We start from the raw sequence: 16,795 nt of genomic DNA on the forward strand, positions 1-16,795 counted from the left end.
ATGGGCGGCTGCTCACAAAATATAACCCTCTCGCTTCTCGATTTTGCAGCACTACTCATTTTGTATCGCATACGTCACGAAAAATATCCACCCTTCCCATTTGCCAAATTTAAGACTAAATCGCACCATGCGCGGAACGGATCGGTATTATCATGAATCGCAAATTCACTCTCCATCTGATCTGACTGTCATGAGGGCTTGTTTACTCCTACTCGGTGGACTCATCGCCACTGCCGCCAATATCCAATCCATTCAGGAATTCCTGTAAATCATTCGCCAGCGGCGCCTTCAGAAGTAAACTCTTGCCGGTCACAGGATGTGCTACTTCAACCAGAAAAGCATGCAGGAACATGCGTTCCAGACGGAGTTTTGCAGCGCCCCTCGCCAGCTTCTTGTTCAAGGCGAAATCCCCATACTTGTCATCACCCGCTATAGGAAAGCCGAGATGAGCAAGATGCACCCTGATCTGATGAGTACGACCTGTTTTTAGTTCCGCTTCCAGCAGACTGAAGCCCTGCCAGGATTTTTTCAGCGTAAATACAGTATGAGCCGTCACTCCCACGGTTTTATCGCGCGCATCCATAGCCACCGCCACCCGCCGTTCCCCGGCAGCTGTCACGTATTTATTGAGGGATAACTTCACGCTTTGGCGCGCGTTATGCCACTTGCCTTTCACCAGCGTCAGGTAACGCTTCTCCATCAGTCCTGCACGGATTTGTCGGTGCAGTTCAACGAGCGCCGCACGCCTTTTTGCGAGAAGTAGAACTCCCGAAGTTTCCCTGTCAAGCCGATGAACCAATTCCAGGAATTTCCAATCGGGATGCTGAGCGCGCAGTTGCTCGATAACACCGAAGTTGACGCCGCTTCCGCCATGAACCGCAAGCCCCGCGGGCTTATTGATTACCATGAGCGTGTCATCCTCATATAATACCTCGAATGGAATTAACGCGGATTTAACAATCTTCTTTCTGGGAAGAGGGCTGGCCTGAGCTATTCTCACCGGCGGAATACGCACAATGTCGCCCAGTTTGAGCGCTTGTCCCGCATCGACGCGCTTGCTGTTAAGCCGCACTTGTCCGCTATGCAATAGCTGATAGATATGGCTTTTGGGCACGCCTCTAAGGCGCTTCATCAGGAAATTATCTATACGCTGACCGTCGCTGTCCTCCCCTATGATTTCCTTGATCACAGCACGCGGAGGAAATTCTTTGCCTAAATCCTTAATTCTACTTATACTTACCAATTCGGAGTTCCAGCCTATCCTTTATCCGGTGCGCAAAATGGCGCTGTTGATGAGATTTTGTCCGACAGAGACAAGAGCCGACTTCGAAAACCTGGTTAATGTCGCTCACCAATAAAGTAGCGATGGTAATTGATTTGCGCGCTCAAAGCACACGTAGATTTCAGTTTTCAGTTTCGTAGCGTCCGCTTGCCGGAATAGCCATAGTCGAAACCTGATTGAAACTTAATTTTCCGGTTCTGCTTGGAAAGAAAGCAGGACCCCCAGTGACAAGCCAGAGAAATAGTCATCTTTAACAAGCAGCCCGACACCATGATCAAAGTTGCCTGACTAAAAAAGTTCTCGTATACGTGCGTCGGACACAGTCTCCCTCGCGCGTAGGCTGTCTGCCCGTGACCAGAGCGCGGGAGGCATAAAATGAAACGTATGTTATTTAATGCGACACAGCCGGAAGAACTCCGTGTCGCCATTGTAGACGGTCAGAAGCTTATTGATCTCGACATTGAATCCGCCGGCAAGGAACAACGCAAGAGCAATATTTACAAGGCAGTCATCACCCGTCTCGAGCCCAGTCTCGAAGCCGCCTTTGTTGAGTATGGCGGCGAACGCCACGGTTTTCTTCCATTCAAGGAAATTTCCCGCTCTTACTTCAAGGACAATGCCGATCCGGCCCGTGTTCGCGTTCAGGATGTGCTCCATGAAGGTCAGGAACTCATCGTACAGGTGGATAAGGACGAACGCGGAACTAAAGGTGCTGCGCTTACTACCTATATCTCGCTGGCGGGCCGCCATCTGGTTCTGATGCCCAACAATCCGCGCGGCGGCGGTGTGTCACGCCGCATCGAAGGCGAAGATCGGGCGGAACTGCGTGACGTAATGTCACAATTGAATGTCCCTCCGGGCATGAGTATTATCGCCCGCACCGCGGGAATAGGACGCAGTGAAGAAGAACTGCAGTGGGATCTGAATTATCTGCTACAACTGTGGCGGGCCATTGAAGATGCCTCAAAAAATCAAAGCGGCGCTTTCCTGATTTACCAGGAAAGCAGTCTTGTGATCCGCGCCATCCGTGATTACTTTCATCAGGAGATCGGCGAAATCCTGATTGATACCGAAAGCATCTATGAGCAGGCCTGTCAGTTCATGAGTCATGTCATGCCCGCCAACGTTAGCCGCGTCAAGCTCTATCGCGACGATGTACCGTTATTTTCACGTTTCCAGATCGAGCACCAAATTGAAACGGCCTATTCACGCCAGGTGACGCTACCCTCGGGCGGCGCAATCGTTATCGACCATACCGAAGCCTTGGTATCGGTCGATGTAAATTCCGCACGTGCCACGCGCGGATCCGATATCGAGCAAACCGCGCTGAACACCAATTTGGAGGCCGCCGATGAAATTGCACGGCAATTGCGCCTGCGTGACTTGGGCGGATTGGTGGTAATTGACTTTATCGATATGGAAATCACGCGCAATCAGCGGGAGGTGGAGAATCGGCTGCATGAATCACTACGTTATGATCGTGCTCGCGTGCAGATGGGTAAGATTTCCCGTTTTGGCCTGCTCGAATTGTCGCGCCAGCGCTTGCGCCCTTCGCTGGGTGAGAGCAGTTACATTTCTTGCCCGCGTTGCCATGGCACAGGACACATTCGTGGTACCGATTCCTCCGCATTGCATATCCTCCGGATCATCCAGGAGGAGGCGATGAAGGAGAACACCGCCGTGCTTCACGCCCAGGTACCGGTTGATGTCGCCACCTATCTGCTGAATGAAAAACGGGCGGAAATACATGCCATCGAAGCACGATTGAAGGTAAATGTCATATTAATTCCAAACATTCACCTGGAGACACCGAACTACAATATCACCCGTTTGCGCCATGACGATGTAAAGCTTGGTGAAGTTCAAACCAGCTATCAAATGGTAGAGAAACCGGCACAGGAAATTGCTCTGCCGTCGGCCGCACAGGAAGCCAAACCCGCACGGCAGCAGGCAGCGGTGCGCGGCATCACGCCATCACAGCCGGCTCCGGTGCGCGAGCAAAAACCGCCGCACCGGGAACCCCAGCAACTCTCGTTTCTGGATAAGATATTTGGCTGGTTCAAGCAAATGAGTGGTGAAGAAAGGAAAGTTCACCCGGAACAGGTCACGACCCACCCCCAGCGGCCGGAGCGCGGACGCGGGCGACGCGATCGCGTCCGTGAGGGACGCGATGGTGATTACAATGAAAAACTGCCACGTGGCAATCAGCGCGCACGTGACGAGCGCGGCGGCGAGGCTCCGGGTGTTTCGGGTCCAGCCAGGGAAACAGCGGCTCAGCGGCCCGAGCGTGGCGAAGCCAAACTTCAGGGCGAACGATCCGCTCAAAAAAAACAGCAGCGCGCACCGCGTGAAGAGAAAATTCGGATCGACGCCAAGTTATCTGCGGGGGAAGAGCGACCAGCGACCGAAGATTCCTTGCAGCAAAGCGAGGACGGCGGACGCCGCCGGCGTCGTGGCGGAAGACAGCGTGATCGGGGTGAACGCTCAGAACGCATTCCGCACGAAAGTAAACAAGCCGGTGGGCGAGACCTCCCTCCACAGCAGGCGGGCAGTCAGGCTACGCTCGAAAAAAGCCTTCCACCGACGGCAGTCGCTATTCCTGAACCCATACAGGAGACATCAGAGCCTATTGTTGCTTCTTCTTCGCCTGCAATGGAGTTGCGCCCAGAACCGGAAACCACAACCACTCCCGCATCATTGCAAATGGAGAAGACTATACCCCCGGCAGCGGAGCCAGCAGTACAGGATGAATCATTGGAACCGCGCAGTATTCCGATACTGGTTGAGCCGGAAACCGCGTCAGGCATACAGCCGCCCACGCAGGAATCCGTTCTGGAGCCTTCGTCAGCCAATGCGCCCTCTTCCGCCACCGCGGTCCTGAAACCCTTCAAGAATGAAGCGGAAGTAGAGGATGAAATTCCTGTGCCAATGATCCAGTCAACATTCGTACCGGAACGGGTACAATCCCCGCAGCATCAAGCACCGCATGCAGCCGAAACACCGAATCTGGCTGAAAGTGGGTTGATAATGATAGAGACCACTCCGGAAAAAATAAGACCCACGGAGGCCAATGTGGTGGACGAACCGGCTCCGGCGGAGCGGCGGCGCAAAAGACCTGCTCCAACACCATTAGTGGAACATGATGAACCGTTAGTACAGATCGAGACACATAAATAGATAAGCATCCTTATCAGTAGATAAACAACCCCCTCCCCAAGGGGGCGGTACATTATTCATAATGCGTCGGCTGTTGCAACGCCGCAGGCGGAGGGAGTTTGTCCCAAGGAGATAAAAGGCGGAGAATTGCTTCCACCTTTTATCTCACCGTGAAGAGTCTTGCAGCAGATGGATTATGCAATTGCTCCCAAGGGACCGCTCAAAAGATAAGAATCAATTGGCGCAAGGAATCTTTACGAATCATCGCGCTAAACAAACAGATAAGCGGCTAACTGCGGAATTCAGGTTTTATTCCTTTTTCATTGCGAATTTCATCAAGCAGCCCACGCCCCGCTTCCTCTACCAAATTCAGGACGTGCTCAAAGCCCTGTTGTCCACCAAAATAAGGATCGGGTATCTCTGTTATACCTTCAGAAAACTGTTTGCTATATTGCATCAGCAGCCCTAGCTTGTGGCTGTATTGAGGCGGGCATTCCCGCTTGAGTACGGCAAGATTCCCCCTGTCCATCGCCAGAATATAATGATAAACCTCGAAATCCCTCTCATGTATCTGCCGTGCACGTAATTCCCTGGCGTCATAGCCTCGGCGCACGGCTGCTCTTTGGGCCCTTTCATCCGGCGGTTCGCCAATGTGAAAATCATGGGTACCGGCGGAATCGATATGAACCGCTTCTTCAAAACCGGCGGCCCTGACCTGGTGTCTGAACACCGCCTCCGCAGTGGGTGAACGGCAAATATTGCCCATGCAGACAAAAAGAACTTTAATCATCATATTTCCAATCAATACGTTACAATCCATTTTTCACACCCGGCACAGGGTATGCAAGTTCCTCATGAATCTGATTCACACCTGCTTGCTTATGAGAGAGCTGTGCCCATTCCAAAGTGTACCAAAGATGAGAGATAATTTGGGTGGACCAGAACGTCCGGCCGCATGCCCTGCGGCACAAGCTTCCTGATCGCGACCTTGTCAGGGATAATCAGCATGCAATGACCACGCTGGGCAAGGAATAAATCGAGAAGTAAGATAAAGCCTATGCCCCGCCCCCGATATCCCTCCCTGTTTCAGGTCAACACTCGTGTTTATTTGTCGGAGCACGCCGCCGGGTTAGCTCATCCGGCGACTCTGGATGACATTCCGGACCGTGCGCTGGACGAATGGGTCCAGGCTGGCTTCGACTTGATCTGGTTCCTCGGGGTCTGGCAGACAGGACCCGCTGGCCGACGAGTGTCGAAGTCCAACTCGGAATGGCTGAAGGAATTTCATCAGATACTCCCCGACTTACGCCCATCTGATATCTGTGGTTCCTGCTTCGCGATTCAAGACTATCGGGTGCATGATGAATTTGGTGGAAACGAGGCTCTCGACCGGCTCCGTCAGCGCCTTGGAAACCGCGGCCTGCGCCTGATTCTCGATTTCGTACCGAACCATACTGCACTCGATCATCCCTGGGTAAGTGAGCACCCGGATTACTATGTCTGGGGAAGCAAGAAACAGCTGGCTGCTGAACCACATAATTATTGCCGGACAGAGACGAGTGAAGGAGAACTTATTCTTGCCCATGGGCGCGATCCTTATTTCGCTGGCTGGCCGGACACACTCCAGTTGAACTACGGCAACCCCGCCGTCCGGCAGGCCATGAACAGGGAATTGCGGAGAATCGCCACCCAATGCGACGGCGTGCGCTGCGATATGGCGATGCTGGTGCTGCCCGAAGTCTTCGAAAGGACATGGGGGATTGCCGCGGAGCCCTTTTGGCCATGGGTGACAAAGACCGTTCGTGATGAAATCACGGATTTTCTATTTCTCGCCGAAGTGTACTGGGACCTGGAATCGATGCTCCAACAGCAGGGATTTGACTATACCTATGACAAGCGGCTTTATGATCATCTGCATGAAATGCACGTACCCCCGCTACGGAAACACTTCCTGACCAGCCTGAATTTCCAGGACAAACTGGTGCGTTTCCTTGAAAACCATGACGAGCCGCGCGCGGCGGCAGCCTTCTCTCCGGAAACCCACCGCCCGGCGGCGATCATCACGTATCTGGCACCGGGATTGCGTTTTTTCCATCAGGGGCAATTCGAGGGCTGCAAGATACGAGTTCCGGTCCATTTGCGGCGGAGACCGGCGGAGCCAGTGGATCATGCTCTCGCCGAATTCTATGCGGCACTGCTTGAGTGCGTGCGAGTTCCGGTCTTTCGAGAAGGCGAGTGGCGGTTGCTCGAGTGCCGTCCCGCTTGGGATGGCAACTGGACCTCAGACTGCTTCGTCGCCTATTCCTGGATTGGAAAGGACGGAGAAAGGAGCTTGGTTGCAGTCAACTACTCGGATCACCAAAGCCAGTGTTATGTCGTAATTCCGTGGATCGGCCTCGAAGGACAAATGTGGCAACTGAGCGATCGAATGGGAGCGGTGGTTTATGAAAGAAGCGGGGACTGTCTTGCCGCCCAGGGTCTTTATCTGGATATGCCGGCGTGGACTTATCACGTGTTTGATGTCCATGAGACCGGGAAGCACAGGGTCGGCGGGGATATAAGAATTACTACCCATAAAACGGTGATCCCTTGGCATAACCGTGGGAGACGCAGCTGGGTAGAGCCTAATACGGCAGTAACGAATCCGGTTTGGCCAGCAAGATGACTCTGCGGAAGTCATCCTGGATACGTTTCAAGGCTGCTTCGTTATCCGCCTCAAAGCGTAGTACGATCACGGGCATGGTATTGGATGAGCGAGCCAGGCCAAAACCATCTTTGTATTCCACCCGCAATCCATCGGTGGTGATAACGCGCTCCGGGTTATCAAAGCGGGCGGATTCCTGGAGTTGCGCGATGACGGCGTAGTTTTCGCCTTCTTTCAATCTGATCTGCAGTTCCGGCGTGCTGATCGCGTCGGGGATGCCATGAAGGATAGCGTCAATGTCCGCATAATGACTGAGCAACTCCAGCAGACGGGCGCCCGCATAAAGACCATCGTCAAACCCATACCAGCGCTCCTTGAAGAAAATATGGCCACTCATCTCTCCTGCCAGCAGCGCACCCGTTTCTTTCAATTTCCCCTTGATGAACGAATGGCCGGTTTTCCACATGATAGGCTTGCCGCCATGACGCTCGATCCATGGCGCCAGATTACGGGTGCATTTCACATCAAAAATAATCTGGGCGCCGGGATTCCTGGATAACACGTCCGCGGCAAACAACATCAATTGGCGGTCAGGATAAATAATACTGCCGTTCTTGGTTACCACGCCTACACGGTCACCATCGCCATCGAAGGCAAGCCCGATTTCCGCATCGGTGGTTTTGAGTGCGTGAATCAAGTCGCGCAGGTTCCCGGGCACGGACGGATCGGGATGATGATTGGGAAATGTGCCATCCACTTCGCAAAACAGCTCGATTACCTCGCACCCCAGTCCGCGATACAACCGTGGCGCATAGGCACCGGCTACACCATTACCGCAATCGATGACAATTTTCATCGGGCGCGTCAGTCTTACATCGCCGATTATGCGCCGAAGATAAGTTTCGCCAATGTCATGTTTACGATACCCACCCTCCCCATGAATAAGGTCATTGGTTTCAAGACGCAAACGCAGAGCCTGGATGGATTCGGCGGCCAGGGTTTCACCACCCAGCACCATTTTCAAACCGTTATAGTCGGGGGGATTGTGGCTGCCGGTGACCATTACCCCGGAATAATCGCACAACGTATGGGCCGCAAAGTAAAGCATGGGGGTGGCGACCATCCCTACATCGACCACGTTAATTCCGCTTTTCTGCAAACCCCTCGCCAGTGCCAGCATAAGGTCCGGCCCTGATAATCTGCCATCCCGGCCCACTGCTATTGATGTAAGCCCACGGCCCCGCGCCTCGGAACCAATAGCATGTCCAATGGCTCCGACGATTTCGGCTGTTAGCGTCTTACCTACGATACCTCGAATATCGTAGGCTTTAAATATTTCTTGGGGAAATTCGTGCATGAGATATCCGCGAAACAGGATTTACGCTCTGCTCAATGGTGTCCCGACACCGCGCCGCCCTTGAGCTTGTAGCGTGTGCCGCAGTATGGGCATAGCGCTTCACCCGTGTCCTCTATGGGTAGAAACACGCGCGGATGCGAATTCCATAACAGCATTGATGGCATTGGACAATGCAACGGCAGGTCATCCGCCGTGACTTCGATTTGGCGCTGTTTGTTATCGTTAACTTGATTCTGCATCGACTATTCTCTTGGATTAGTTGGATATTAATCAGATGTAATCAACCGTGATCAGACGTAGGTGAGCCAGGCAGCATGCTTCTCGGTCTTTCCATTGACACAGTCGAAAAACATGGCTTGCAGTCGGGCGGTGATCGGGCCGCGCTTGCCACTGCCTATACTGCGATTATCAAGCTCTCGAATCGGCGTCACTTCGGCTGCGGTGCCGGTGAAAAATGCCTCATCAGCACAATAGACTTCGTCACGGGTAATACGCTTCTCGATCACCTGAATTCCGATTTCCGCAGCCAGCTCGATGATGGATGCACGCGTAATGCCATCCAGACAGGAAGTCATGTCCGGCGTGTAGAGCTTGCCGTGCTTGATAATAAATATATTCTCACCTGACCCTTCCGCCACATAGCCGTCCACATCCAGCAACAGGGCCTCATGATAGCCGTCATGGGCAACTTCCTGATGGGCCAGGATTGAATTAGCGTAGGTGGCGACCGACTTGGCACGGCACATGTTGACGTTAACATGATGGCGTGTGAATGACGAGGTCTTGACACGGATACCGTTTTCCAGACCGTCTGCCCCCAGGTAGGCACCCCACGGCCAGGCTGCGACAGCCACATGTACGGAAAGCGTCTTGGCGGAGATACCCATGGCCTCTGAGCCGTAAAACACTATCGGACGGATATAGCACGATTCCAGGTTATTCTGCTTCACCATATCGCGTTGGGCTTGCATCAGCGTCGCCTTGTCATAAGGCATTTTCATCATGAAAATATGCGCTGAATTGAATAACCGGTCGGTATGTTCCCGCAGACGAAAAATAGCGGGACCTTGGGGTGTCTGATAGGCACGCACTCCTTCGAATACCCCCAAGCCATAGTGCAGCGTATGGGTAAGCACATGTGTGGTAGCATCGCGCCACGGAATTATTTTACCATCGCTCCAGATCACGCCGTCGCGGTCAGCCATTGACATGCAGAGACTCCCAGGGAAAATTAATATCTAAGTATTCTAACGCATTTTCACATTAAAAAATGAAAACACCCGGCCCGTGTCAGCGCTGTTTTTTACATTTATTTCCAGGCCACACAACGAAATTACCGAGCCCGAGAGGGGGGCTGTATGACAAATACCTCTTCCCATAAACGTAACACTGCCGCAACGTTGTCCCTCAAACAATCCAATTCGACACGTGCAAACTGTTGTGATTTATTCCCTGCCGATGGAATACCTCCAAGCCCCGAATCCCCATTTAATCTCAACCGATGCTGCACCCGCCGGAATTCCCGGTAAGCATGAAGCACCTTTTCCGCCGTTTCCACATGAATAAGCCCAAGCTCGCCAGCAAGTCTAAGCAGTCCGATATTACCGATATTGTTTGTTAATTCCGGATATTCGCAAGCGTAGCCCAGAACCAAATATTGCACGATGAACTCAACATCAATAATGCCGCCGCGATCATGTTTAATATCAAACAAGCCGGTTGAATTAGGGTGAGCGTCCTGCATTCTCTGACGCATCCTCAAAACTTCGCTGGCGAGATCCGCCAGATTACGCCGCTGGGAAAGGACTGCTTTGCGGATATTCTCGAACGCCTCTCTTACATAAGCGTCTCCTGCCACGAAACGCGCTCTTGTCAGAGCCTGATGCTCCCATACCCAAGCCTGATTTCGCTGGTATTGATCAAAGGCGTCGATGGAACTCACCAGCAAGCCGCTGCCCCCGTCGGGCCGTAAACGCAAATCGGTTTCATATAATAACCCGGCCGATGTGTAACTGGTAAGCCAGGAATTAACGCGCTGGCATAACCTGGCGTAGATTTCCGGCGCATCGGGATGCGGATCATCATACAGAAAAATGATATCCAGATCGGATGCATAACCCAGCTCCTTTCCGCCCAGCTTGCCGTAGCCAACGATACCGAAAGCCGGGGTATCCCGATGCTTCCTTCTCAATCCAGACCAAGCCAGGTGCAACACGGTATCGAGTATCAAGTCCGCCAGGTCGCTCAAGTGATCACTCAGCGTTTCCAACGGCAGCAATCCTTCCAAATCCCTGGCCAGCAACCGGAATACTTCGGTATGGTGAAAATGCCGCAGCACATCCATTTGCTGCTCAACATTGTCACGTCCGGAATCGCCTATATCGGCTAATTGCCGGTTTAACCTCGCGCTTGACCGGGACCAGTCAGGTACACTTTGGAAATCGGCGGGACTAAGCAGCTCGTCCAGTAAAATAGGATGCTGGCTCAGGTATTCGCCGGCCCATTGACTTGCACTAACAAGCTTGGCTACGCGCTCCAGTGCCTGGGGATATTCCCGCAACAGTGCAAGATAGGCGGCACGCCGGCTTATGCTTTCGAGCAGCAACAACAAACGTTCCAGGGTAATGTCTGCAGGCGGGAATTTGGCAGCCACCTCGATCAAGGCGGGAACGAGCGCATCGACCCGATTTTTACTGGATTTGGGAAGCTGCCGATAGCGGACGCTGGCACGAAACTCCTGCAAGCGTCCAAGAATTCTTTCGGGGTTGGAAAATCCCATGGTAACCAGTTGCGCGGTGGCGGCTTCGGCCCCAGCCCCCTCCATAGCTTGTTCCTGCCACAGCCATGCAAGTGTGTCGAGCTTTTGGGACTGCCGCGGCGCCGCGAATATTTGCTCAAAGTGACCGGTTACATTGCATCGATGACGATCGAGTTCGCGCAAAAAATCGTCATAACCATGAAAACCCATTGTGATGGCTATCAGCGCCTGATCCGCGGAGCTTTCTGGCAACGTCTGGGTCTGTTGATCGTCAAGGTACTGCAAGCGGTGCTCAAGATTGCGTAAAAAATAATAGGCATCTGAAAGTTCCGCGGCTGCTTGGTCCGATAGTTGACGTTTTTCCCGCAGAAGCTCCAACACCGCAAGCGTGGGACGAATTCGCAGGCTGGCATCACGCCCGCCGCGGATCAGTTGAAATACTTGAGCGATGAATTCGATCTCGCGAATGCCGCCTGGGCCAAGCTTGATATTTTCATGCATTTCGCGACGGCTGACCTCGTGGCGAATTTGCGAATGCAGGTCGCGCATTGATTCATAGGCACCAAAGTCCAGATATTTCCGGAATACGAACGGTTGCGTTATCCGCTCCATAAGGACCGATCCCTGCGCCCAGGGACCCGCGATGACTCGACTCTTGATCCAGGCGTAACGCTCCCACTCCCGCCCCTGAGTGACGAAGTACTCTTCCAGCATGGCAAAGCTCATCGCCAGCGGACCGCTCTCGCCATAGGGACGCAACCGCATATCCACCCGAAAAACAAATCCATCGGGAGTCATGTCATTGAGACTGGCAATCAGCCTGCGGCCCAGGCGAGCAAAAAAATCATGATTTGAAATAGACCGGGCGCCACTGGTTTCGCCATCTTCCGGGTAAATGAAAATCAGATCAACATCCGATGAGACATTAAGTTCACCGCCCCCCAGCTTACCCATGGCGATCACCAGCATCTCCTGGGGAATTCCACGCTCCGCACTTCTGGGTTGACCGTAGCGGCCAGACTCGGCTAACCACGCGTGGTGGCGTCCCAGCGCGAAATCGATGACGGTTTCCGCCAGGTCGGTCATGCTCATCATGACTTCGGCAAGATCGGCCAATCCACCCAGATCACGTACTATCAGGCGCAGCATTACCCTCTTGCGCAAGCTGCGCAAGAGATTATTCAGTCCTGCCTCATCATTCGCTGCGCCGACGCTTGCATCCAGAAATGCTTGCATCTCCTCCCGGAAAATAGCGTACTTCAAATTTTGCCTGAGTTCCGTCAGCAACCCCGGCTCGCTTTTCAGCAAGTGCTGTACATAACGGCTGCATGGCAAAACAGCTTCAATTATTTTTTCATGGGGATGATCAGCATGCATGGTTAAGAATTCGGAGTTACAATAAATTTTTCAAAAAACCGGCTATTCCAGCAGCATGGCATAATTCACCCGAACAATTGAACAAAGAATGGCGCACTATATCTAATTCGATAATTTACTCATCCTTTCAACGCTGAGTACACTTTGTATCTTCCCCGCCCGACACGGAAAAACGGATTGTCTGGATATAAAACTGGAACCATTTATTGAACCCATCAGTAATTTTACCTCTTGCGAGGGGGAGTGGCCGTCTATTAAGGTTATTCACGTGGGTACTGATTGTGGCGGCGGTCGTTTTCTCTTTTCTGCTGCTATCGCTACGCTACTGGCTGTTACCCGACATTGAGCGTTACCGTGAAACTATCGCTTCCGCCATCAGCCACGCTTCCGGACAGCACGTAACCCTCGGCGGAATCAGCGCAAACTGGGATGGATTTCGCCCCCATATGATGCTGCGCACCATCAAGGTGCACGATAAAGCGGGCAATATCGCATTGTTGCTACATCATCTGGAAGGTACGCTTTCGTGGCGCTCATTATTGCATGGCGAGTTGCGGTTTCGTGAAATTGGAATCGAACAGCCTGACCTGATTGTGCGTCGCGATACCTCGGGCGGGATTCATGTGGCAGGCTTTGCGCTTACCAGTGAACTGACGGACGACGAGCAGGGTTTTTCTGACTGGCTTCTGCGTCAGCGGCAAGTCCTCATCAATAACGCCAGCATCCTCTGGCAGGACGACCTGCGCGGCGCACCCGAACTGGAATTACTGGTCGACCTGCGACTTGAGAATCATGGCAACCGACATCGCTTCGGTATTCGAGCCACTCCCCCCGCCGAACTTGCTGCACGACTGGACATTCGCGGGGATTTTACCGGTGAATCGTTGAGCATCCCCCAGCAGTGGCGAGGACAACTATTTGCGCAAATCGATCATGCCGATATTGCTGCCGCGCTTGTCTGGCTGCCCTTTCCACAGGAAATAAAATTCAGCCGCGGTACAGGCGCGCTGCGCATGTGGACTCGGGTAGACCAGGGAGATATGAATAAATTGACGGCTGACATGCGCTTGCATAACGTGAGAACGCAGCTGGCGGAAGGCTTGCCGGAGTTGAATCTCATCCGTTTGCGGGGTAGAGTGGGTTGGCAAACGAAAAGTGATGATGCGAAAAAGAGTATGGAACTATTTGCACGCGGACTGAGTGCATCGGTCAGCGGCGAAGGAGAATTGCAGCCGGTAAATTTTTCGCTGCGGCTGATTTCCCCGCATGGCAATCAATCCGGTGGTGGAAGATTAAGTGTCGACAACCTGAATCTGAAAGCATATGGGGATCTGGTGGAGTATCTGCCGATGGGTCGGCCTCTGCGCGAACAGCTTGAAAAGGTATCGCTTCGTGGAGAAATTCACTACATGCGGGCAAAATGGGACGGTGAATGGCCAACACCCTCCCATTTCAGCGCGAAAGGAGGATTTGCCAATCTGGGCATGAGAAAGCATGAAAGCCTCCCAGCTTTCAGCGGCGTTACAGGTAATATCGACGTTACGGAACGAGGCGGCACCCTGAATCTTAATTCTCAACAGGTCAGGCTGGAATTACCCGACACATTCCCCGAACCGCTGATGCTGGATGTGTTTACCGGCCAGACGAGCTGGAGCTTTCTGCCTGAGGGAAATTCCATTGCATTCAAGTTCAACAATATCTCTTTCTCCAATCCCCATGCGGCCGGACTGGTTTATGGAAGTTATCATTTCATTCCGGGTAAACCCGGGGTGATTGATCTGACTGGCCACCTGACCCGGGCGGATGCCGGCTCTCTGCGACACTACACTCCCATAACGGCAAACCCTTACCTTCACGATTGGCTTGGTAAATCCATCATTGCTGGAGAATTTCTGGATGTGCGACTGCATCTTAAGGGCGATCTGGTCGACTTTCCTTTCGCTCGAGGGAATACGGGCATTTTCCGGCTGCATGCGAAAGCGTCGGAAGTCATACTGGATCATATCCAGGGAGCGCCACGGATAGAGAATATATCGGGGAATCTGCAGTTTCAGGGCAACGGTATGAAGCTCGATGCTTCGCAGGCAAGTATCTCTGGTGCGAGATTAAGCAAGGTGAAGCTGCAAATTTCGGACATGACCGCATCCAATGCGGTGCTGGAAACCCAGGGAGAAGCAAATGGCCCCACCAGCGAGTTCCTGAAATTTGCCGCAAAATATGTGACAGACAGCCGCAGCAATAGCCTCACCGATGATGTCAACATTAACGGAAATGGAAAATTATTGCTTAAGCTCGATATTCCCCTGCACGAGGGGGATATCAAGCTCGCGGGCAATTACCAGTTCATCGACAACCAGATCAATCCCGGTGCGCGCATACCCAATATAGGCAACGTCAACGGCATACTCGCTTTCTCCGGTTCCGAGATAAAGATAGAAAATATTACCGCTCAATTTCTTGGTGGACCAGTTACCGTCAACTCCACTCCCATGCCCGGTGGAGGCATGCATCTGTCCGCTATTGGCAAAGCCAGTCCCGGCAATCTCTATCAGTCGTCGCTGGGCGGGATCATGAATCCCGCCCAGCTATGGACGCGGCATCTGCGTGGCAGTGCGGATTGGCGGGCATCCATTCATATCCACAACAAGTTGGTAAATATATCCGTCGAATCATCACTGCAAGGCATGACGTTGGCACTGCCTGAGCCTTTTTCCAAAGCGGCGGCGGATAGTGTGCCACTTCGCTTTGAAAGAAGAGCATCGGAACACGGAGATGTCTTGAGTTTTGGCTATGGCGGGCTGGTAACAGCAAGAATCAGGCGTGCCCAAGATAAAACGGGCAACTATCATGTAGAGCGTGGCGTCGTGAATTTCGGTACCAGACCCGCCCTGTTACCTGAAGAAAAGGGAATATCGTTGACGGGCGCCTTGCCACGACTTGATCTGGATCGCTGGCGAAATCTGCTCGCAGAATTCAACGACGAGGCTGCGCCATCCCTGAGTCTTGCAAGAATCAACGCTCACATCGGCATACTCGACGTTCTGGGTAAGCGCCTCAACGATATTACGCTCAACGCCAGCAAGGAAGATGAATTATGGCATTCCACCGTTACAAGCGCGGAAATCAAGGGAGGCGTGAGCTGGGACCTGACAGGCAATGGCAAGATCATAGCGCGCTTGAGAACATTGACAATACCCGCCGATTCACCGCTCAGCCCAAGCCTGGTAACCTCAGTGCAACATCGAGAAAAAAATCCGCCTGCGCTTGATGTGACGGCGGATAATTTTACTATCGGCGAAAAGCTCCTGGGCGAACTGGAATTGATAGCCGGTCAGCAAGAGCAGGGGTGGCGTGTCGAGAAACTGCACATCACCAATTCAGACAGTTCCCTAATGGCACGGGGAATATGGCAAAGCCGCGCCACTCCGCCACGCATACAGACCACTATCACGCTGCATGCAACCGATATTGGCGAGCTTCTGACGCACCTCGGCTATCCCGACCGCGTGAAACGCGGCAGCGGCAAACTTGAAGGGGAATTGTCATGGCATGGCAGTCCGCAGTCAATAGACTATCCCACACTGTCCGGCAGCTTTAAGATAAAGGCAAGACGGGGACAATTTCCCAAATTTGAGCCGGGAATTGGCAGACTGTTCGGAATGTTCGATCTGCGAGCACTCCCTAGAAGAATAACACTGGATTTTCATGACGTCTTCAGTGAAGGATTTGGTTTCGACGATATTTCCGGCGATGTTAAAATCGTCCGTGGAGTAGCGGCTACCGACGATTTCAGAATCGAAGGACCTGCGGCAAAGATTGTCATGGACGGGGAATTGAATCTGGAGGCGGAAACACAGAAGCTGCACGTGACAGTTACGCCCTCGCTCGGATTAGCCACTCCAGTGGTTGGTATCGTAAGCCAGGCATTGCAAAACTCGCCCCCATCCAAACAGTATAGCGTAACGGGTACTTGGGAGGATCCGATCATCACCCGGATACCCCGGCAGATGCAAGAATAATCCTGATCCCGAATCCAGCGAATAATCGCTCATTTTTGACGCATTTTTTCAACCGGATGCTATGCTTACCCGCCTCCGCTTCAATTTAAGATACCTTTTGATCAACGCAAATCGATAAAATGGACATACTGCGAGCCTCCAATCACAAAATCCAGCCCTCACGGTCAACGGCATTGCATTTTAAGGGTTTATAAAGGTATTC

9 protein-coding genes are annotated in these 16,795 nt (G+C 52.7%); 3 read left to right on the forward strand and 6 right to left on the reverse strand.

Annotation, left to right across the window (positions count from 1 at the left end; genetic code table 11):
- Positions 1–208: 208 nt before the first annotated feature.
- Positions 209–1,243 carry an RluA family pseudouridine synthase gene (locus EBAPG3_RS12655; protein WP_004177193.1) on the reverse strand — a complete coding sequence of 345 codons (1,035 nt, stop codon included), beginning with the start codon at positions 1,241–1,243 and terminating at the stop codon, positions 209–211.
- Positions 1,244–1,657: 414 nt separating this feature from the next.
- Here EBAPG3_RS12655 and EBAPG3_RS12660 point away from each other — a divergent pair, with 414 nt between their 5' ends.
- On the forward strand, positions 1,658–4,459 hold the full coding sequence (locus EBAPG3_RS12660) for an Rne/Rng family ribonuclease (protein WP_004177189.1): 2,802 nt from the start codon (positions 1,658–1,660) through the stop codon (positions 4,457–4,459).
- A gap of 268 nt (positions 4,460–4,727) precedes the next feature.
- On the opposite strand, the gene EBAPG3_RS12665 is transcribed toward EBAPG3_RS12660, so the two are convergent.
- On the reverse strand, positions 4,728–5,228 hold the full coding sequence (locus EBAPG3_RS12665) for a low molecular weight protein-tyrosine-phosphatase (RefSeq protein ID WP_004177187.1): 501 nt from the start codon (positions 5,226–5,228) through the stop codon (positions 4,728–4,730).
- Positions 5,229–5,495: 267 nt separating this feature from the next.
- On the opposite strand from EBAPG3_RS12665, the gene EBAPG3_RS12670 reads away from it, so the two are divergent.
- Entirely contained in the window at positions 5,496–7,103 is a 1,608-nt protein-coding gene (locus EBAPG3_RS12670) for an alpha-amylase family glycosyl hydrolase (protein WP_004177185.1), read from the forward strand.
- Here the strand turns inward: EBAPG3_RS12670 and EBAPG3_RS12675 are convergent.
- The 4 genes from EBAPG3_RS12675 to glnE all read right to left on the reverse strand — a co-directional run bounded on the left by EBAPG3_RS12675 (position 7,063) and on the right by glnE (position 12,574).
- Positions 7,063–8,439, reverse strand: coding sequence for a phosphomannomutase/phosphoglucomutase (locus tag EBAPG3_RS12675; RefSeq protein ID WP_004177183.1), 1,377 nt, complete (start codon positions 8,437–8,439; stop codon positions 7,063–7,065). The genes EBAPG3_RS12670 and EBAPG3_RS12675 overlap by 41 nt on opposite strands.
- Before the next feature lie 32 nt (positions 8,440–8,471).
- Positions 8,472–8,678, reverse strand: a complete 207-nt coding sequence (locus EBAPG3_RS12680) for a zinc-finger domain-containing protein (protein WP_004177181.1) — start codon at positions 8,676–8,678, stop codon at positions 8,472–8,474.
- Positions 8,679–8,729: 51 nt separating this feature from the next.
- Entirely contained in the window at positions 8,730–9,650 is a 921-nt protein-coding gene (locus EBAPG3_RS12685; RefSeq protein ID WP_004177179.1) for a branched-chain amino acid transaminase, read from the reverse strand.
- 122 nt (positions 9,651–9,772) lie between these two features.
- Positions 9,773–12,574 (reverse strand): bifunctional [glutamate--ammonia ligase]-adenylyl-L-tyrosine phosphorylase/[glutamate--ammonia-ligase] adenylyltransferase, encoded by a 2,802-nt coding sequence (gene glnE, locus EBAPG3_RS12690; RefSeq protein WP_004177175.1) that lies wholly within the window; start codon positions 12,572–12,574, stop codon positions 9,773–9,775.
- Positions 12,575–12,780: 206 nt separating this feature from the next.
- Here glnE and EBAPG3_RS12695 point away from each other — a divergent pair, with 206 nt between their 5' ends.
- A complete protein-coding gene (locus EBAPG3_RS12695; RefSeq protein ID WP_227869214.1) occupies positions 12,781–16,593 on the forward strand; it encodes a YhdP family protein in 3,813 nt (1,270 codons plus the stop codon).
- Positions 16,594–16,795: the final 202 nt, after the last annotated feature.

This window comes from Nitrosospira lacus (assembly GCF_000355765.4).
GTDB classification, from domain to species: Bacteria; Pseudomonadota; Gammaproteobacteria; order Burkholderiales; family Nitrosomonadaceae; genus Nitrosospira; species Nitrosospira lacus.

What these genes read in the sequence shown, in the direction of transcription:
- glnE (WP_004177175.1), bottom strand. Translation starts at nt 12,574, where the DNA reads ATGCATGCTGATCATCCCCATGAAAAAATAATTGAAGCTGTTTTGCCA.
- EBAPG3_RS12660 (WP_004177189.1), top strand. Translation starts at nt 1,658, where the DNA reads ATGAAACGTATGTTATTTAATGCGACACAGCCGGAAGAACTCCGTGTC.
- EBAPG3_RS12685 (WP_004177179.1), bottom strand. Translation starts at nt 9,650, where the DNA reads ATGTCAATGGCTGACCGCGACGGCGTGATCTGGAGCGATGGTAAAATA.
- EBAPG3_RS12675 (WP_004177183.1), bottom strand. Translation starts at nt 8,439, where the DNA reads ATGCACGAATTTCCCCAAGAAATATTTAAAGCCTACGATATTCGAGGT.
- EBAPG3_RS12670 (WP_004177185.1), top strand. Translation starts at nt 5,496, where the DNA reads ATGCCCCGCCCCCGATATCCCTCCCTGTTTCAGGTCAACACTCGTGTT.
- EBAPG3_RS12665 (WP_004177187.1), bottom strand. Translation starts at nt 5,228, where the DNA reads ATGATTAAAGTTCTTTTTGTCTGCATGGGCAATATTTGCCGTTCACCC.
- EBAPG3_RS12680 (WP_004177181.1), bottom strand. Translation starts at nt 8,678, where the DNA reads ATGCAGAATCAAGTTAACGATAACAAACAGCGCCAAATCGAAGTCACG.